This is a genomic window from Fumia xinanensis (assembly GCF_014384905.1).
Taxonomy (GTDB): Bacteria; Bacillota; Clostridia; order Oscillospirales; family Ruminococcaceae; genus Fumia; species Fumia xinanensis.
In genome coordinates this window covers 989838-1007758 of record NZ_JACRSV010000001.1, presented here as the reverse complement: position 1 = coordinate 1007758, position 17921 = coordinate 989838, and the positions used below count along the sequence as shown (strand labels likewise).

At 53.8% G+C, this 17921-nt stretch carries 15 protein-coding genes; all 15 read right to left on the bottom strand.

Translation table 11 applies throughout. The features are described from left to right. Positions 1–99: 99 nt before the first annotated feature. Complete coding sequence (locus H8710_RS04735; protein ID WP_249294263.1) at positions 100–1305, bottom strand: aspartate kinase; 1206 nt, start codon at positions 1303–1305, stop codon at positions 100–102. A gap of 81 nt (positions 1306–1386) precedes the next feature. Beyond that, positions 1387–2625 (bottom strand): homoserine dehydrogenase, encoded by a 1239-nt coding sequence (locus tag H8710_RS04730; protein WP_249294262.1) that lies wholly within the window; start codon positions 2623–2625, stop codon positions 1387–1389. A 228-nt stretch (positions 2626–2853) separates the two neighbouring features. Next, positions 2854–3294, bottom strand: a complete 441-nt coding sequence (locus H8710_RS04725) for an ACT domain-containing protein (protein WP_249294261.1) — start codon at positions 3292–3294, stop codon at positions 2854–2856. Between the two features lie 345 nt (positions 3295–3639). Further along, entirely contained in the window at positions 3640–4989 is a 1350-nt protein-coding gene (locus H8710_RS04720) for an alanine/glycine:cation symporter family protein (RefSeq protein WP_249294260.1), read from the bottom strand. A 236-nt stretch (positions 4990–5225) separates the two neighbouring features. Further along, positions 5226–5564 (bottom strand): phosphoribosyl-ATP diphosphatase, encoded by a 339-nt coding sequence (hisE, locus tag H8710_RS04715; protein ID WP_430413302.1) that lies wholly within the window; start codon positions 5562–5564, stop codon positions 5226–5228. A 92-nt stretch (positions 5565–5656) separates the two neighbouring features. Beyond that, entirely contained in the window at positions 5657–5989 is a 333-nt protein-coding gene (gene hisI, locus H8710_RS04710) for a phosphoribosyl-AMP cyclohydrolase (protein ID WP_249294259.1), read from the bottom strand. A 120-nt stretch (positions 5990–6109) separates the two neighbouring features. Beyond that, positions 6110–6868 carry an imidazole glycerol phosphate synthase subunit HisF gene (hisF, locus tag H8710_RS04705; protein ID WP_249294258.1) on the bottom strand — a complete coding sequence of 253 codons (759 nt, stop codon included), beginning with the start codon at positions 6866–6868 and terminating at the stop codon, positions 6110–6112. A 135-nt stretch (positions 6869–7003) separates the two neighbouring features. Beyond that, positions 7004–7720 (bottom strand): 1-(5-phosphoribosyl)-5-[(5-phosphoribosylamino)methylideneamino]imidazole-4-carboxamide isomerase, encoded by a 717-nt coding sequence (gene hisA / locus H8710_RS04700; protein ID WP_249294257.1) that lies wholly within the window; start codon positions 7718–7720, stop codon positions 7004–7006. 94 nt (positions 7721–7814) lie between these two features. Beyond that, positions 7815–8417 (bottom strand): imidazole glycerol phosphate synthase subunit HisH, encoded by a 603-nt coding sequence (hisH, locus tag H8710_RS04695; RefSeq protein WP_249294256.1) that lies wholly within the window; start codon positions 8415–8417, stop codon positions 7815–7817. A 65-nt stretch (positions 8418–8482) separates the two neighbouring features. Continuing rightward, entirely contained in the window at positions 8483–9061 is a 579-nt protein-coding gene (gene hisB, locus H8710_RS04690) for an imidazoleglycerol-phosphate dehydratase HisB (RefSeq protein WP_249294255.1), read from the bottom strand. A 45-nt stretch (positions 9062–9106) separates the two neighbouring features. Further along, complete coding sequence (locus H8710_RS04685; RefSeq protein WP_249294254.1) at positions 9107–10168, bottom strand: pyridoxal phosphate-dependent aminotransferase; 1062 nt, start codon at positions 10166–10168, stop codon at positions 9107–9109. Between the two features lie 10 nt (positions 10169–10178). Beyond that, positions 10179–11462 (bottom strand): histidinol dehydrogenase, encoded by a 1284-nt coding sequence (gene hisD / locus H8710_RS04680; RefSeq protein WP_249294253.1) that lies wholly within the window; start codon positions 11460–11462, stop codon positions 10179–10181. A 24-nt stretch (positions 11463–11486) separates the two neighbouring features. Further along, positions 11487–12131: an ATP phosphoribosyltransferase gene (gene hisG, locus H8710_RS04675; protein WP_283242769.1), complete on the bottom strand. Its 645-nt coding sequence runs from the start codon at positions 12129–12131 to the stop codon at positions 11487–11489. Then, positions 12128–13318 carry an ATP phosphoribosyltransferase regulatory subunit gene (gene hisZ / locus H8710_RS04670; RefSeq protein ID WP_249294252.1) on the bottom strand — a complete coding sequence of 397 codons (1191 nt, stop codon included), beginning with the start codon at positions 13316–13318 and terminating at the stop codon, positions 12128–12130. Before hisZ ends, hisG begins: the two co-directional genes overlap by 4 nt. A gap of 213 nt (positions 13319–13531) precedes the next feature. Beyond that, positions 13532–17821 (bottom strand): PolC-type DNA polymerase III, encoded by a 4290-nt coding sequence (locus H8710_RS04665; protein WP_430413307.1) that lies wholly within the window; start codon positions 17819–17821, stop codon positions 13532–13534. Between the last annotated feature and the right edge of the window lie 100 nt (positions 17822–17921).

The window sequence follows — 17921 nt, the reverse complement described above, 5'->3', positions numbered from 1 at the left end:
CTTTATTTTGCAATCAATCATATTAAATGATAAATTTTTTGCAAAATGTCAAAAAAGACCGTCCCAGGAGGGTGCACCTGAGACAGCCTTTTTCCATTTTTAGTCGATAAAAGCTTCCGACAGGGCATTCATAGCTTTAACGCCGTTTGCCTTTTCAATCAAGACGGAAATCTTGATTTCAGAGGTGGAAATCATCTGGATGTTGATGTCCGCTTCGAAAAGTGCTTCGAACATTTTGGCGGCGACGCCGGCATTGGTCTGCATACCCGCTCCGACAATAGAAACCTTGGTCACGTCGTCATCCACCTCGATGCGGTGTGCGCCCAAAGTGTCCAGGTTGTCGTTAAGAAGCTCCAGAGCGGTATGGCGCATATCAGTCGGAATGGTAAAACTAATGTCCTTTGTACCGTCACGGCCGATAGACTGGAGAATAATATCCACATTGATTTTTTTCGTCGCCAAAAGGGAGAAAAGCCGAAATGCGATTCCGGGCCGGTCGGGAATACCAATTACCGCGATTCTGACCACATCATCGTCTTTTGCAACACCTTTAATCAACAATTTTTCCATTTTGGTCACCTCTTTCACCTTAGTACCGGGAACGCGCTCCAAACTCGAGCACACTTCAAGATTCACGTTGTATTTCTTCGCCATTTCAACCGAGCGGTTGTGAAGCACCTGAGCGCCGCATGAAGCAAGCTCCAACATCTCGTCGAAGGAGATCTCAGAAAGCTTTTGAGCGGACGGTACGATGCGGGGATCGGCGGTGTAAACGCCGTCCACGTCGGTGTAAATCTGGCAGAGATCGGCGTGCATCGAAGCAGCGATGGCCACAGCGCTGGTATCGCTGCCGCCGCGACCCAAGGTGGTGACGTCGTCGTATTTGTTGAGGCCCTGGAAGCCGGTCACGATGACGATGCGGCGTTTGTCCAGTTCCTTCTCCATCCTCTCAGGCTCCAGTTTTTTGATGCGGGCACGGGAGTAGTTGGAATCGGTGACAAAGCCCGCCTGACGGCCGCTTAAAGAAATCACCGGGAAGCCCATGCTTTCAATAGCCATAGCGAGTAGGGATGCCGAAATCTGCTCACCGGTGGAGAGCAGCATATCCATCTCTCGCTTGCTTGCATTGGGGTTTATCTCCTCCGCCTTAGCGATTAAGTCGTCGGTGGTGTCCCCCTGTGCGGAAACCACAGCGATGACATTGTTCCCTTCCTTGTAGGTGTCGGTGATGATCTTCGCCACATTGAAGATGCGGTCCTTGTCTTTCACAGAGGTGCCGCCGAACTTTTGGACGATGAGTTTCATGAAAAGTACCATTCCTTTCAGAAAACCGCCTATAAAAGCGGCTTTGAATCTATCAGAGTGCCCTCAAAGGGCCAAAACTGCTTAATAATCCAGCACACGGATCTTCTGGAGAACCTTGTAGTCGGGACTCATGGATTTGAGCTTATCTTCCAGTTCGTACTCGGTCATTTTACCGGTGACAAAAGCGTATTCCCCGTCGGGCTCGTTGTTGCGGGAGAGGAAGTCGGAATCCCCAAAAATCTCTGCAATCTCCTTTTTGGAAGTGGCCTCATCAGGAGTCGCCACCCGGATGTAGAACTGCAAAGGAGAAGTTTTATAGTCCACCACAATATTTTCGGTGGTATCTTCCCAGCTCAGCGACTTGACGGTGCTGTGCTTTTTGGCAATGTCGATGACGTCGGCCACGACTGCGCTGGCTGTCGGGAACTTGCCTGCACCCTTGCCGTAGAACACCACGTCGCCGGTGGCGTCGCCGCGGATGAGCACACCGTTAAAGACATCGTCGATGTTGGCGAGCTGGCTGTGGTGTGGAATGAAAGCCGGGTAGACGGTGACAACGAGCTTGCCGTCGTCTAGCTTTTTAGCACGGCCAATGAGCTTGATGACCCCGCCCCATGCATCTGCGTACTCTACGTCCTCCAGGGTCAGTTTGTCGATTCCTTCCGTGTAGACAGTGTTGGGATAGACGTGGCGGCCAAAGGCAAGAGAGGCCAAGATACAAATCTTACGGCAGGCATCGTGACCTTCCACGTCGGCGGAAGGGTCACGCTCAGCGTAGCCCAGCTGCTGAGCCAGTTTAAGCGCCTCGTCGAAGGGCATCTGATCGTGGATCATTTTGGTGAGAATAAAGTTGGAAGTGCCGTTTAAGATACCCGCCACCTCGGTAATTTCATTGGCGGCCAAACAAAGGTGCATGGGGCGAATGATAGGAATGCCGCCACCAACACTGGCCTCAAAGAAAAAGTTCACGTTATGGTCTTTGGCGATTTTGAGCAAAGTCGCTCCTTTGGCGGCCACCAGCTCCTTGTTGGAGGTCACAACGCTCTTTCCGTGTTCCAGCAGAGATTTGACGAAATCGAAAGCCGGAGACAGCCCGCCCATGACTTCGGCGACGATGGAAATTTCCGGATCGTTTAAAATTACATTAAAATCCTTGGTGAATTTGTCTTTATAAGGAACGTCGAATTCCTTCAGGTCCAGAATGTATTTGACCTCAATCTCCTGCCCCGCTTTTTTCGTGATGCTTTCGCTGTTCTTCATCAGCAGTTCCACCACGCCGGAGCCAACGACACCGTGGCCCATGACCGCAACTTTTACCATTTATGATCATTCCTTTCGATTGAACTTGCATATAGGCGGCAGGCGTTTCGGCCTTTTCGCCTAAATGGCCGAAACCGTTTGGAAATTACCTTCCAAACGCCACGCCTCATTAAAATATCGTTGTCCTTCCATCAGACTGTAACAGCAGCATTTTCAGGTGATATTATGATATTCCGCCGCGCGCTGTTTGTTGACAGATGTTTTCGGAAGACGCACAGTCTCAACAATCTAGATTTTTTTCACCGACACTACGCCGTACAGTCCGGATAGGCTGCGCACAATGTCCTCCGGGTCCAGCTCGTCCCGGTTGATGCGGATGCCCACCGTCACGATGGCCACCGTATCTACGGGGATGTTCTGGTTGACAGTGAGGATGTTGGCTCCCAGCTCATAGAGAAGCTTTAGGACCTTCGACAGTACGCCGGGCTCGTCAGAAAGTTTCAGATACAAGGTGCTGATCTGCCCCGAGCCCTTTTCATCAAACACCTGGACATTGTCCTTGTATTTATAAAAGGCGCTCCGCGAAATTCCCACCATGCGACAGGCATCGGAAGAATTTCTGGCCTCATTTTTGGAGAGGAGATGCTTTGCCTCAATGACCTTCAAAAACACGTCGGGCAGCACGTCAGTGCTGACGACCAGGCGCTTCGGTTTCTTTTCCATTTCCATGAAAATCAACATTCCTTTCCAGAGATTTGAGCCCACTTTGCCGCTATTGCGGCAAAGACACAAAACTCCATCTTGCCTGCGCTGCAAATGGGCGTTCCGGTTTCAGGCGAAAAAAGAAACCCCGTCCTTTTTCAGGCGGGGCCTGATTCCGTCTAACAAGTACAGTTGTCAATCAACTAAAAACAACTATAACACTTATTTGAACGGAATACAATTCTTAAAATATTGGATATTTTTATGAAAACATGTAATATTCTCTCAATTTAGATAAATATCTTTATTTTGCGCTTATTTTCTTTTATTGTAAAAGGTAATTAGTTGAAATCACTGTTATTTTGTTGATTTTTACCTAGTTTTTGTGAACTTCGCAAAATAGCTTTGGGACTCTCTGGAAACAATTTTGCTGAGTGCTACCACCGCGATGATATTGGGTATCGCCATGATGAGGTTTAACAGGTCCGACAGGTTCCAAATTAGGTCGATCTGCGCCACTGCACCTAAAAATACCGACAGGACGAAACACACCCGGTAAACGTTGACCCAAATCCGCTTGGGCGACAGGAATTCGATGGCCTTTTCTCCGTAGTAGGCCCAGCCCACGATGCTGGCAACGGCAAAAAAGATGGTGGAAATGGCAACGAAGGAGGCAGCGTGCTTCCCCAAGGCTGTGGCGAATGCCGAGGTGGTCAGAGCCGCCCCTGTGGCGCCGCTCTGATACTGGCCGGAGGTGAGAATGACAACTGTGGTCATCGTACACATGAGGATGGTGTCGAGAAACACCTCGACGATGCCCCAAAGCCCCTGCCGCACCGCGCTGTCGGTCTGGGCAGCCCCGTGGGCGATGGGTGCGGAACCGAGGCCCGCCTCGTTGGAGAAAACCCCTCTTGAGATGCCGAACCGGACGGCACGGCTTGTGAGATATCCTAGTACGCCGCCTGAAATCGACTGGGTGGTAAAAGCGTCTCTGAAAATCACCGAAAAGGCCTCCGGCAGTGCCCGCCAGTTGACGGCAATAGCGGCGATAGAGCCGATAAAATAAGTGAGAGCCATAATGGGCACCAGCCGTTCTGTCACTGCACCAATACGCTTGATACCGCCGATGATGATGAGGCCGATGACCGCCATAACGACGAGCCCCACTAACCACTTAGGCGCGCCAAAGGTGCTGTAGAGGGCGTCGGAGATGGCGTTAGACTGGGAGAGATTCCCCACTCCGAAGGAGGCTCCCACACAGGCGGCAGAAAAAATGACAGCCATCCATCTGCTGTGGATGCCGTTTTGGATGTAGTACATGGGACCGCCTACCGTTTCACCATTCCGGTTCTGGGTACGGAAATGGACGGCCAGGACGATTTCTGAAAACTTTGTGGCCATGCCGAAAAAGGAACTGACGCACATCCAGAAAACCGCCCCCGGCCCGCCGCTGACGATAGCGGTGGCCACGCCGATGATGTTGCCGGTACCTAAGGTGCCGGCAAGAGCGGTGGCAGTTGCCTGAAAGGAAGAGATGCTCCCTTCCCCTCCCCCTTTTCCGATATTTTGAAAGGTGTCCTTAAAAGCTCGGAAAAAGTGCCGAAACTGAACAAACCGCAGCCGGAAGGTGAGAAAAATCCCCGCCCCCATCAGCGCCACCAGATAGATGATGCCCGTAGGCAGCGAGAGAATCCAGTCGTTAAGTGCGTCAAAAAAGCCCATAAAACAAGCCTTCCTTTCGGGAAGTCCGGCCCTGAGGGCCAGAGCGACCTCCATGTGATTTCATCTGGACGTCCGCTGTTTTTGGGCTTTCGTTATTTTTGACGTAGCAAGGCCGGGGCCTTTGGAATAAAAGCGAGAGGTTCTCCCCTGCGGTTTGCTGTGGGCTTCAGGCGGAAAACCCTGCGTCCCAATTCGGCTTTCCAACCATTTCAGGGCCGGGAAAACCGCCTTACTGATCAGGTGTTGTGGTCGGAGACGTGAAACTGCTTTAAGTTGCCGATTTTCTGGCGGCGCTGTTCCAAAATCGCCACCACATCTTCGATGGCCAGGTTCTGCTGGGCCATGAGCACCAGCACGTGGTAGCAGAGGTCGCAAATCTCGTTTGCCAGTTCCTCATTGTCGTTATTTTTGGCGGCGATGATCATCTCGGAACATTCCTCGCCGCATTTTTTTAAGATTTTGTCCAAGCCCTTGTCAAAGAGGTAGCAAGTGTAAGAGCCTTCCTCGAAATGCTCCTTCCGCTGTTTTACTACTTCCGATAGACCTTTTAAGGTTTCGTTCATTTTGTTCGCCATGCCTTTCTTTTGGAATTTACTCCGGTTTCGGCATTGTTTTCTAGTGTCAAAACCGTTTAAAAACATCGTGGAAAAAGAAACTTCCGCCCGATTTATTTGCTGTCGTCCGCTTTCCAGACCTGGTTGAAAAAGCAGCTGTAAGAGCCGGTATGGCAGGCGGCTCCTGTCTGGTTCACTGTGACGAGCAGGGTGTCGTTGTCGCAGTCGGCCACGATGCTTTTGACCTTTTGCAGATGGCCGCTTGTTGCTCCTTTGTTCCAGAGCTCCTGCCGCGACCGGCTGTAAAACCAGGTGTAGCCGGTTTCCATCGTCTTTTGCAGGCTTTCTTTGTTCATATAGGCCAGCATCAAAACCGCGCCGTTTTTTTCCTCTACGACGACGGCGGGGATCAGCTCCCCTTTCTGAAAATAAACGTCCAAATCCACTTTGATGACATTCCTTTCCTATTGGGGCAGGCTCTACCCCTATTCTATCGTCCAACCCTGACAAATATGCCGGTTAAAGGGTATTTTTAACTGTAAAGCAACATTCTTTACAGTTAAAAATCACAGTCGTACCGGGATATTTCTCTCTTTTAGATGCTCTTTTACCTCTCCCACCGTCAGCTCCCGGTAATGGAAAAGAGACGCCGCCAGAGCCGCGTCGGCGTCGGTTTTCTCGAACACTTCGGAGAAATGCTGGAGCTTGCCGCAGCCGCCGGAGGCGATAACCGGGATGTTTACCACCGCCGTAATGGCGTTTAAAAGCTCCAAATCAAAGCCCTGCTTGGTGCCGTCCGCATCCATGGAGGTGAGGAGGATTTCCCCCGCCCCCAGTGCGCAGGCTTTTTTCGCCCACTCCACCGCGTCCAATCCAGTGTCGATACGGCCGCCCGCCACGTAGACGTGGAAACTTTGGTCGCCGGCCCGTTTGGCGTCGATGGCGACGACGACGCACTGGCTGCCGAACTTGTCGGCCGCATCGGCGATGAGCTGCGGGTTTTTGATGGCGGCGGAGTTGACGCTCACTTTGTCGGCTCCCGCCCGGAGCAGCACCGAAAAATCCTCGATAGTGGAGATGCCGCCTCCCACTGTCAGGGGGACGAAGACCTGCTTCGCCGTCTCTCTGACGATGTCGACGATGGTTTTCCGGGCCTCGACGGTGGCAGTAATGTCGAGAAAGACGATTTCGTCCGCCCCCTGTTCGTTGTACATCCGGGCGCATTCCACCGGGTCGCCCACCTCTTTGATGCCGACGAAGTTAATTCCTTTGACCACCTTGCCGTCCCGCACGTCCAGGCAGGGAATGATGCGTTTGTTGAGCATAGGAAAATTCCTTTCTAAAGGGTTCAATAAGGGGCTTTGCCCCGTCATTCAACGTTTTCAGTGGGAGCCTGTGCTCCCACTGAAAAAATTACGTGGCACCCGCCGCCTATAGAGGCGGGGGACATCTTAATTTAGTTATTCTGCCGCTGCCTGCAATGCTTCTTTCAGGTCCAGCGTCCCCTCGTAGAGGCTCTTGCCGCAGATGGCGCCGTAGACCCCCAGCTCTTTGAGGGCGCGGATGTCCCCGATGCCGGAAATCCCGCCGGAAGCGATGATGTTGCAGGACACCGCCTGTTTGATGCGGGTCAGCTGGTTCAGGTTGGGCCCTTCCAGCGTCCCGTCCTTGGAAATATCGGTGTAAACAATGTGGGCAACTCCGATTTTCTCCATTTCCTTTGCCAAATCGAGATAGTGGACCGAACTGCTGTCCAGCCATCCTTCCACCGAGACCATGCCGTTTTTCGCGTCGATACCGACGACAATCCGGTCGTCAAATTCCTTGACCGCTTCCTTGACGAAAATGGGGTCCTTGACGGCGGCGGAACCTAAAATTACCCGGTCAATGCCGTGACGCAGGTAGTGTTCCACTGTGTCGAGGCTGCGGATACCGCCGCCCACCTCCACTTTGAGAGAGGTGTTTTTCGCCACCTCGATGAAAATATCGGCGTTCTGGGGGCGGGCGTCTTTAGCCCCGTCCAAGTCGACCATATGTAAGAAGGAGGCACCATCCGCTTCAAAGCGTTTCGCCGTCTCAAGCGGGTCTTCCGCCACCTTGTGAACGGTGCTGAAATCCCCTTTGTAGAGCCGCACGCAGTTGCCGTCCTTGATGTCGATTGCAGGTAAGATAACCATCTGTATGACCATGCTTTGCGTAAAACAAAAGCTTCCTTTCCATTTGAGATGAGGCCGCCCGCAGGAGGAGCAGCCCTGAAATGAAATTTAACCTCTATCTTTTGGTGAGGTCTCCGAAATTTCTTAGAATCTGAAGCCCTACCTCCCCGCTCTTCTCCGGGTGGAACTGAGCGCCAAAGACGTTCCCCCGCTCCACCAGCGCCGGGATTTTCACCCCGTAGTCGCACTGAGCCGAGATGTTCTCCCCACTAGTGTACGCCATGAAGGAGTGGACGAAATAGACGCTGTCCCCCTCGCTGAGGCCTCTGAGCAGCGGGCTTTTCCGGGTAAACTCCAAGCTGTTCCAGCCCATGTGGGGGATTTTATAGGGGCAGACGATTTTGTCGATCTTCCCGGGAATCAGCGAAAGCCCCTCGGTGCGGGTGAACTCCTCGCTTTCCTCGAAGAGCATCTGCATTCCGAGGCAGATGCCGAGAAGCGGCTTTTTCTGAGCGTTTTCCCGAATACAGGACACAAGTCCCGTCTCCCGTAGCTTCTCCATCGCAAGCGGAAATGCCCCCACGCCCGGAAGGATCAGCCCGTCCGCACGGTCCAGGTCTTTGGGGTCGCTGGATACCTGGTTTTCGAGGTCCAAAAAATTTAGGGCGTTCTGCACCGAAAAAAGGTTCCCCGCTCCGTAGTCGATAATGGTAATCATATCGCCTCTCCTTTTGTACCGATTTCTGTGTCGAAAGCTGTGGTTAGCTCGCCGCGGAAAAGCCCTTACAGCACCCCTTTAGTGCTGAGGGTTTCGCCCTCCTTGAGGGCCACCGCCGCTTTAAGGCTGTGAGCCAGCGCCTTGAAAAGCGCCTCCGCCTTGTGGTGGTCGTTTGCGCCGTACTCCGCCTTCAGGTGGAGGGTGATTCCCGCCTGAAAAGCAAAGGCCCGCATAAATTCCTCCACCATCTGGGTATCCATGTCGCCGATTTTGTCGGCCTTGAAATCGCAGGCAAAAACCAGATAGGGCCGGTTGGAAACGTCCAGCGCCGCAAAGCCCAACGCCTCGTCCATGGGGATGAAGGCGGAGCCGTAACGGCAGATGGGGCCGGAATCTTTGAGGGCTTCTTTCAAGGCCTGTCCCAAGACGATACCGGTGTCCTCGACGGTGTGGTGGCAGTCCACGTTCAAGTCCCCGCTGACCGACACGCTCAAATCAAATCCCCCGTGGACGCAGAGGGCGGTGAGCATGTGGTCGAAAAATCCGACCCCGGTCCAGATGTCCGCCTCCCCTTTTCCGTCCAGATTCAGGGTGACGCTTACATCGGTCTCTTTGGTTTGCCGTTTCAGTGACGCCGTTCTCATAAAAAACATCCTTTCCTGTCAAAGCCGCTCTTTCCTGAACCGGAATCAGTCCAGGGCAGATAAAATTTCCTCCAGCGCCGTAAACAGCCGCCGGTTATTTTCAATAGAATCGGTGGAAATCCGCAAATACCCGCCAAAGCAACGCACAGCGATGCTCTTTTGGAGCAGTTTTTGGTAGATTTCTTTCGCCACGGCCGTTTTGATGTAAACAAAGTTTGTGCAGCTGTCAAAAACCCGCTCCAACGCCGGATATTTGGCCGCCAGCGCCTGTATCCCTTCCTTTAGGGTTTGGGCCGAAGCGATGATCTCGTCCTCGCACTGCCGCAAAAACGCCTTGTCTTTTAATACGCAGGCGGCGATTGCCTGAGAAATGGAATTGACGTTATAAGGGGACTTGACCGCTTTGAGGGCCTTGGTTATCACTTCGTTTGCCACCGCAAACCCCACCCGCAAAGCCGCCATGCCGATGGCCTTGGAACAGGTCTTTAAAATGATGAGGTTATCATAGTCCGAAACCTCGGACAGCAAGCTCTGGTCCCAGAAGTCCATGTAGGCCTCGTCCAGCACCACAAGGGCATCCACCCCGCGGACGATCTTCCGCACATCCTCAGCCGCAAGCCCCACCGAGGTGGGATTGCAGGGGTTGGAAAAGATGAGCATTTTCACGTCCTGACGTTTTACTTCGTCGATGACGGCCTGAGGGCCGATGGAAAAATCCTCCCCTTTGGGGATTTGGACGACGGGGTTTTCGTAAATCTCCCCGTAAAACCGGTACATGGAAAAATCCGGGGTCAAATTGGCAATTTTTTCGCCCTTTTGCAGCAGCGCCCCCACAATCAGTCCAATCAGTTCGTCGGAGCCGTTTCCGGCGGTGACAAGCTTCGAATCAACGCCGTAATAGTCGCCGAAGGCGGCGCAGAGCTCAGTGGCGTAGGGGTCAGGATACCGATTCAAGGCCGTCTGGGCGGCGATGGCCGCCGCCTTTTCTTTGAGGCTGTCCGACAGGGACAGATAGCTCTCGTTGGCGTCCAGCCGCAGATCGTAATTCCCCTGTAACGGGTCATAAGGGGTTAAGTCCCTCACCTTTTTGCAAAGTTCGTAACTCATATCCGCTCCCCTAAAACCGCACCTTGATGGAATTGGCATGGGCGGTGAGGCCCTCTTTTTCCGCCAGGGTGACGATATCGCCGGAAGCTTCCCGCAAAGCGTCCTCGGTGTAATAAATGTAGCTTACTTTCTTCACGAAAGCGTCCACTGACAGGGGCGAGAAAAACCGGGCGGTGCCGCTGGTGGGAAGGACGTGATTGGGGCCGGCGTAGTAGTCACCCAACGGCTCCGGCGCGTATTTGCCGAGGAAGATGGAGCCGGCGTTGTCCAGTTTTCCGATGTATTCAAAGGGGTTTTCCATCATCACTTCCAGGTGCTCCGGCGCGATTTCGTTGGCGAGGGTTACCGCCTCGTCCACCGTCTCACAGACGATGATGCCGCCGAATTCAGAGAGGGACTTTTTGATGATCTCCTTCCGAGACAGGGTTTCCACCTGTCTTTCTAGCTCCTTCGCCGTCTCGTCGGCGATTTTCCGGCTGGTGGTAACCATGATGGCGGAAGCCAAGACGTCGTGCTCCGCCTGCGACATGAGATCTGCCGCCAGATACTTCGGCTCCGCCGTTTCGTCGGCCAAAACGAGGATTTCGCTGGGCCCAGCGATCATGTCGATGTCAACGACGCCGTAAAGGAGCTTTTTGGCGGTGGCCACATAGATGTTGCCGGGACCGACGATTTTGTCCACTTTGGGAACGGTCTCGGTGCCGTAAGCCAGCGCTGCCACAGCCTGTGCGCCGCCTAATAGGAATACCCGGTCCACACCGCAGATCGCCGCCGCAACGAGAATGTCCGGGTTCGCTTTCCCCTCTTTTGTGGGGGGCGTCACCATGACGATCTCCTTCACCCCGGCGATTTTCGCAGGGATGGCGTTCATCAAAACCGATGAAGGGTATGCAGCCGTGCCGCCGGGCACGTAGAGGCCTACCCGCTCAAGACCGCGGATGCGCTGGCCCAAAATCACCCCGTTTTCCTTGGGGTCGATAAAACTCTGGTGCTTTTGCCGGTTGTGGAAATCGGCGATGTTCTCCTGAGCGTTTAAAAGCGCCGAGACAAAATTCTCGTCGGCGTTTGTCAAAGCATCGTTGATTTCCTCCCGGGAAACCTCAATGGCGGGGGGCAGTTTGCCGTCGAATTTTAGGGTATATTCGTTGACGGCCTCGTCTCCCTTTAGCCGGACGTTTTCGATGATTTCAGAGACAACAGCAGTCACCTTCCGGTCCACTTCCCCGCTGCGGGAGCGGAGCGCCCCGAGAAGTTCCCGTTCATCCTTGCCGTTGGCGGTTACGATTGGCAGCATCTATATTTCCTCCTTTAAAGTGCGTTAACGGGCAGAGCCCTGCTGGATGGCGTCGATGAGGGGTTCCAGCTCTTCCTTGCGGAGCTTTAAGGACGCGGTATTGACGATGAGGCGAGCGGAAATATATGCTACATCCTCCGCTACCTCCAAACCGTTTTCCTTTAAGGTGGTGCCGGTTTCGACGATATCGACGATGCCGTCGGACAGCCCAACCAGAGGGGCCAGCTCAACCGAGCCTTCGATCTTGATGATCTCGATGTCCATCCCCTTTTCGGCGAAATACTCCCGCGCCACATTGGGATATTTGGTGGCGATGGTCTTGATGTTATAGCCACTGTAAAAATCGGAGCCTTTTTTGACGGCCAGGGCGAATTTGCAGCGCCCAAACCCCAAATCGGCCACTTCGAAAAAGCTGCCGCCGTGCTCCATAATGGTATCCTTGCCGACAACGCCCAAGTCGCAGACGCCGTGCTCCACATAGGTGATGACGTCGGCGGCCTTGGCCAGCACCACTTCGATATTCCGGTCGGGAATCTGCAAAATCAGCTTTCTCCCCTTGTTGATGAGCTCATTGCAGTCGTAGCCCAGCTTTTCAAACACCGCTACCGTGTCTTTTTCGAGCCTTCCCTTAGTGAGGGCGATGCGGATGGGTCTCAATGAATTACTCATGCCTTCACCTCCACAATGTCGTCCCGGACGATGTACACCGTCTCAATGCCTTTTTCTGCCGCGTATTTTTTGGATTCCTCAAAGGTCTCAAACACCGAAAACTCGGCCCGAAAGCCCATTTCGGTCAGGCGTTTCACCTGCGCCAGAGCCTTGCCTTCATACCCCTCCTCGGCGAAAACCAGCACGTCGGGGGGAAGCACTGCGTCGTCAGCCGATTTCATCACCCTGGCCACCGCGTCTACGTCGATGCCAAAGCCCACGGCGGGCAGATCCACGCCGTAGTCGGACAGGAGGCTGTCGTACCGGCCTCCCACCAGCGCGGTGGTGCCGAGGCCCTGAACATAGCCTTTAAAGACGATGCCGGTGTAGTAATCGTTTCTCGTGACGATGCCCAAATCCAGGGAAATCTTGCCGTCAAGGCCCAGCTTCTGCAAATCCTTGTAGAGACTGCGGAGATACACCGTTGTTTCCAGCAGCTCCGGGCAGTCCAAAAGCTTTTTGGCCTTGTCAAAAACCTCTTCCCCACCGAAGAGGGCGGGAAGCTGCTTTAAGGCGTTTGCCACTTCCTTGTTTTCCAGTTTATCCAGCCGGTCGTTTAAGGCTGGGTAGTTTTTCGACTCGATGAGAGCGCGAATCTCGTCCTTATCAGAATCGGACAGGTTAAGCTTTTGAATGAGGGTATTGAAAAAGCCGATGTGCCCGATTTCCAGCCGGAAGTCAGCAAGGCCGCAGCTTTCGAGAGCCTCCACGGCGGTTGCGATCACTTCCAGATCGGTGCGGCGGGTGCTGGAGCCGATGAGCTCGATGCCCGCCTGCACTGTTTCATCGCTGCGGCCGCTCAAGGCCGGGTTGATGGCGTAAACGCTCTGGTTATAGAAAAGCCGGAAGGGCAGCGTATGGCCTTTGAGCCGGGTCGCCGCCAGCCTTGCTATCGGCATGGTCAGGTCGGGCCGGACGGTGAGGATGCGCCCTTTTAAGTCGGTGAGTTTATACATCCGTTCCTGAGGAATGCCGTGCTCCGGCGAATTAAACACGTCGTAAAACTCCAGTCCCGGCGTCACCACTTCGGAGTAGCCCCGGGAGAGGAACACTTTTTTGATGTTTTGCTCTGCCTTGCGGCGGGCGATGCAGTCCTCAAAGAGGGTATCTCGAGTGCCCTCGGGCGTGATCAGCCTGTTCTTCATCATAAGCCAAGTAACCTTCCTTGTCAGCAATTTGAAAGCAATTTTTTTGCGGATGTGCCACTCTTGAACTTACATCTCTCCAAGTTAATCGCTTTAGTATGCTAATATGGTAACACGTCACAGCGCATCTGTCAATAAATTTTGCTTTAGCTTTAAAATTTTGGAAAACCGTCCGATTTTTTTCCACAAAATAAAAGTGTAGTTAGGCATTTTACCTTAGAAAAACATCATCTGGCTGGTTTTCGGAAGCCCTTCCAGAGCGCCGGCCCCTTCCAGCATCTCGATGACCGCCTTGGATACGCCGGAACGGGTCTGCACCTCATCCACCGAGATGTAATCCCCCTGTTCCCCCGCTTCCTGCAAGCCCTTAGCCGCAGCCTCCCCCAGTCCCTTGAGGGCGGTAAAGGGCAGCCTGATTTTTCCGTCCTCGATGACATACTTTGTCGCGTGGGATTTATACAGATCCACCGGCAGGAACTCATACCCCCGGCAAAGCATTTCGTTGATGATCATGAGGGTATTGTAAACGTCCTCTTCCTTGACGCTGCGGTCCATGTCCTTTAATTGCATCAGCCGCGCCCGACAGGCCGCTTTGCCAGCCACCGCCGTATCGGCTTCCAAATCGCCGCCCCGGACGGTGAAAAACGCCGCGTAGTACTGGAGCGGATAGTAAACCTTGTACCACCCGAGGCGGATAGCCGCGATGACGTAGGCGGCGGCGTGGGCTTTCGGGAACATATACTTGATTTTAAAGCAGCTGTCTACGTACCACTGAGGCACACCGTGGTCGAGCATATCCTGCACCATCTCGTCGGTTAAAAGCTTGGGCGCCTTGCCCTTACGGGTGATCTCCATGATCTTAAAGGCCAGCTTCGGTTCCAGCCCCTTGTGGAGCAGGTAGGTCATGATGCTGTCACGGGTACCGATAACTTCCGAAATGGTGCAGGTCTTGTTGTCGATTAGATCCTTGGCGTTTCCCAGCCATACGTCGGTGCCGTGGGACAGGCCGGAAATCTGCAAAAGGTCGGCAAAGGTCTTGGGCTGGGCCTCTTCCAGCATACCGCGGACGAACGGCGTACCCATTTCCGGCAAGGACAGGGTGCCGGTGTTGCTGAAAATCTCGTCGGGGGTGACGCCCAGCGCCTCGGTGGAGGTAAAGAGGCTGATGACCTTCTGGTCGGACATGGAAACGTCCATCACCTTGATGCCGGTCATGTCCTCGATGTGCTTATATAGGGTCGGAACATCGTGTCCCAGCTCGTCCAGTTTTAAGATGGTGTCGTGGAGGGAGTGGAAGTCGAAGTGGGTGGTCAGAATGTCGGAATCTGCCTTATCGGCCGGGTGCTGGATGGGGCAGAAATCGTAGACCTCGTACTCCGACGGGATGACGACCATGCCGCCGGGGTGCTGGCCGGTGGTGCGCTTGACCCCCTCGCAGCCTTTTGCAAGCCGCAGCTCCTCCGCCTTGTGGATAACCCTCCCCCGCTCCTGCATGTAGTTCAAAACAAAGCCGTAGGCGGTTTTTTCCGCCACCGTCGAGATGGTGCCCGCCTTGAACACGTGGTCGGAACCGAACAGCTCTTCGGTGTATTTGTGGACGTAGCTCTGGTACTCGCCGGAGAAATTAAGGTCGATATCCGGCTCTTTGTCGCCGTCGAATCCCAGAAAAGTCTCAAATGGGATGTCATGGCCGTCCTGATTGAGCTTTGCGCCGCACTGTGGACAGGTTCTCTCCGGCAAATCGAAGCCGGAGCCGTACTCGCCCTTTGTATAAAATTCGCTCCATTTGCATTCTGGGCAGACGTAATGGGGCGCCAGCGGGTTTACCTCCGAAATACCGGCCATGTTCGCCACAAAAGACGACCCTACCGAACCACGGGAACCGACTAAATACCCGTGTTCCTCGGAGTAGTAGACCAACTTCTGGGCGATCATGTAAAGTACCGCAAATCCGTGTTTGATAATAGAAGTGAGCTCCCGGTCCAGTCGGTCTTTGACCAGATCCGGCACCGGGTCACCGTAAATTTTCTTCGCCCGCTCCCAGGTGATCCTCTGCAAATCCTCATCGGAGCCCTCGATGTTGGGCGGAAACGTCCCCTTGGGGATGGGCCGCACGTCGGGGTCGATCATATCGGCGATTTTCAGAGGGTTCTCCACCACCACTTCATAGGCCTTCTGTTCTCCCAGATACTCAAATTCCTTGAGCATTTCCTCTGTGGTGCGCAGGTAGAGAGGTGGCTGCTGATCGGCGTCTTTGAACTTCATGCCAGCCATCAAAATGGTGCGGAAGATGGCGTCTCCGGGGTTTAAAAAGTGGACGTCGCAAGTGGCGACTACCGGCTTATTCAGCTTTTCCCCGATTGCCACTATCGTCTTGTTGAAGTCCTGAAGCTGCTCGACGCCGGACGCCTGCCCGTTCATCAGCATAAACTGGTTGTTTCCGATGGGCTGGATTTCCAGATAATCGTAAAAGGATGCAATTTCGCAGAGCTCGTCAAAGCTTTTGCCCTCGACAATAGCCCGGAACAGCTCTCCCGCCTCGCAGGCGCTTCCGATCAACAGCCCTTCCCGATACTTCATAATTTCGGATTTTGGGGTGCGGGGCCGACGAAAATAATACTTCACATGGGCAAAGGAAACAAGCCGGTAGAGGTTTTTCAGTCCGGTTTTATTTTTGACCAGGATAATTTGGTGATAGGTCTTAAGTTGTTTCGGATCGCCGCCGCTCATGGCGGTGTTGATGCCGGAAATGGAGTGGATGTCTTTCTCCGCCTCCATCTGTTCCATCATTTTGAGGAAGATGTTGCCCAGAACCTCGGCATCGTCGCAGGCCCTATGGTGGTGGAATTCCGGCAGCTCCAGATGCTTTGCGATCACATCCAGTTTGAATTTAGAAAGCTCCGGATAGAGGTTCCTCGCCAGCACCAGAGTATCGATGGAAGTATAGGGGAACTGTTTGCCGCAGCGCTCCGCCGCCACCCGCATGAATCCCATGTCAAAGGAGGCGTTGTGGGCGATGAGAGGCCGATCCCCCGCAAACGCCATAAACTGCTCCAAAGCCTCCGCTTCCAGCGGCGCGTTTGCTACCATGGCGTCTGTTATGCTCGTCAGCTCGGTAATTTTTGGCGGAATGGGCCGTTCCGGGTTCACAAAGGTGTCAAACCGGTCGGTGATCTTTCCGTTTTGGATGAGTACTGCGCCGATTTCGGTGAGCCTGTCGTTTTTGGCGGAAAGGCCGGTAGTCTCCACGTCAAAGACGACAAATTCCCCAGTAAAGTCTTCTTCTTTACATCCGTGAACCGCCGCCACGCAGTCGTTCACGAAGTAGTCCTCCACCCCGTAGATGACCTTGAAATCGCCGCCGTCCTTGCGGATGCCCTCAACGCAGTTCATAGCGTCGGGATAGGCCTGGACCACCCCGTGGTCGGTAATAGCGATAGCCTTGTGTCCCCAACGGTAGGCCGTTTTAATGATTTCGGTCACGTCGCTTACGCCGTCCATCGAGGACATTTTAGTGTGGCAGTGGAGTTCTACCCGCTTCACCTCTGCATCGTCAGTTTTCGGAATTTTCTTCACTGTCATGATGTCGTAGGGCTTGATGGAAATCTCCCGATCGTACTTGTCGTCCACCACGTCGCCCCGAACGAGAATCGTCGTCCCCTTGGAGAGGCAGTCATACTTATCCTGTTTTTTTACGTCGTCGATGATCTTCATAGTGTTGCTGGAGGTGTAGTCAGTGAAATTGTAGGTTAAAATCACCTTGGTTCCGTCTCTCGTCACTCGGCAGTCGGTGGCAAAAATGTCGCCCCAGACCACTACATTGCCGCTCATGGAATTGATTTCATTGAGGGGTGTGGGCTTCTGGGTGATTTTCCGGCCCTTAATGAGCATAGCCCCCTCGTTCTGGAACTGCATATCGGCAAAATTGATGGTGACAGGGGTGGGATCCTTCACGCCGGAATCCCGCCGGAACCCGCCGCTGCCTCCCCCAAAACCTCCCCCATTTCCACCGTAGGACGGCCTGTCGCCATTGCTGGGCCGGGGGGCGGGCGCAGGCGGCGCCTCTCTGATGACGATGGGCGGCGGCTCGGGGAAATCCGCCTCGGTGATTATCTCGACCCCTTCAAAGGACACGGTAATTTTCCTCGAAAAACGTTCGTAAACAAGTCTTTCAATTTGTTTATCTGCCCCCGCCTGCACAAGTATGTTCTTACCGCCGTTTTTCAGGGAAATGTGGAGTACTTCCCCGTCAAACTGCGCGTCCGCGTTATCCAGAAAGCCGTTGACCACACCGCAGACGCTCTTCAGCTCGGTGATAAGCTCGGGAAAATAGGAGATGTCAAACAAAGTTGGCAGGTACTTCAAGGTAAAACGCACACTGTTTAGCCCCGCGTTTTTCGCCACTGCCCGCTGGCAGTCCCTAATGTGCTCCACCTTGATGACACTCCCGTTTTTCATCACAGTAGAGATGGTGCGGGCGCCCGGGTCGGCATCTAGGCGCAGCATCTCACAGTCTTTAAAAATCGAGAGATAGGGTTCTTCTATGTAGTCGCCGAACACGGCGAGAAAGCTCTGTTCTGTCACTGGTGCTTGTCCCCTTTATTCA

Bases quoted from the DNA above. Each gene is read 5' to 3' on its own strand.
- hisE (WP_430413302.1), bottom strand. From the start codon at position 5,564: ATGGCGAACAAAATGAACGAAACCTTAAAAGGTCTATCGGAAGTAGTA.
- H8710_RS04730 (WP_249294262.1), bottom strand. From the start codon at position 2,625: ATGGTAAAAGTTGCGGTCATGGGCCACGGTGTCGTTGGCTCCGGCGTG.
- hisH (WP_249294256.1), bottom strand. From the start codon at position 8,417: ATGATTACCATTATCGACTACGGAGCGGGGAACCTTTTTTCGGTGCAG.
- hisD (WP_249294253.1), bottom strand. From the start codon at position 11,462: ATGCTGCCAATCGTAACCGCCAACGGCAAGGATGAACGGGAACTTCTC.
- hisA (WP_249294257.1), bottom strand. From the start codon at position 7,720: ATGGTTATCTTACCTGCAATCGACATCAAGGACGGCAACTGCGTGCGG.
- H8710_RS04685 (WP_249294254.1), bottom strand. From the start codon at position 10,168: ATGAGTTACGAACTTTGCAAAAAGGTGAGGGACTTAACCCCTTATGAC.
- H8710_RS04720 (WP_249294260.1), bottom strand. From the start codon at position 4,989: ATGGGCTTTTTTGACGCACTTAACGACTGGATTCTCTCGCTGCCTACG.
- hisB (WP_249294255.1), bottom strand. From the start codon at position 9,061: ATGAGAACGGCGTCACTGAAACGGCAAACCAAAGAGACCGATGTAAGC.
- hisG (WP_283242769.1), bottom strand. From the start codon at position 12,131: ATGAGTAATTCATTGAGACCCATCCGCATCGCCCTCACTAAGGGAAGG.
- hisF (WP_249294258.1), bottom strand. From the start codon at position 6,868: ATGCTCAACAAACGCATCATTCCCTGCCTGGACGTGCGGGACGGCAAG.
- hisZ (WP_249294252.1), bottom strand. From the start codon at position 13,318: ATGATGAAGAACAGGCTGATCACGCCCGAGGGCACTCGAGATACCCTC.
- H8710_RS04725 (WP_249294261.1), bottom strand. From the start codon at position 3,294: ATGGAAATGGAAAAGAAACCGAAGCGCCTGGTCGTCAGCACTGACGTG.
- H8710_RS04665 (WP_430413307.1), bottom strand. From the start codon at position 17,821: ATGCTGCGCCTAGATGCCGACCCGGGCGCCCGCACCATCTCTACTGTG.
- H8710_RS04735 (WP_249294263.1), bottom strand. From the start codon at position 1,305: ATGAAACTCATCGTCCAAAAGTTCGGCGGCACCTCTGTGAAAGACAAG.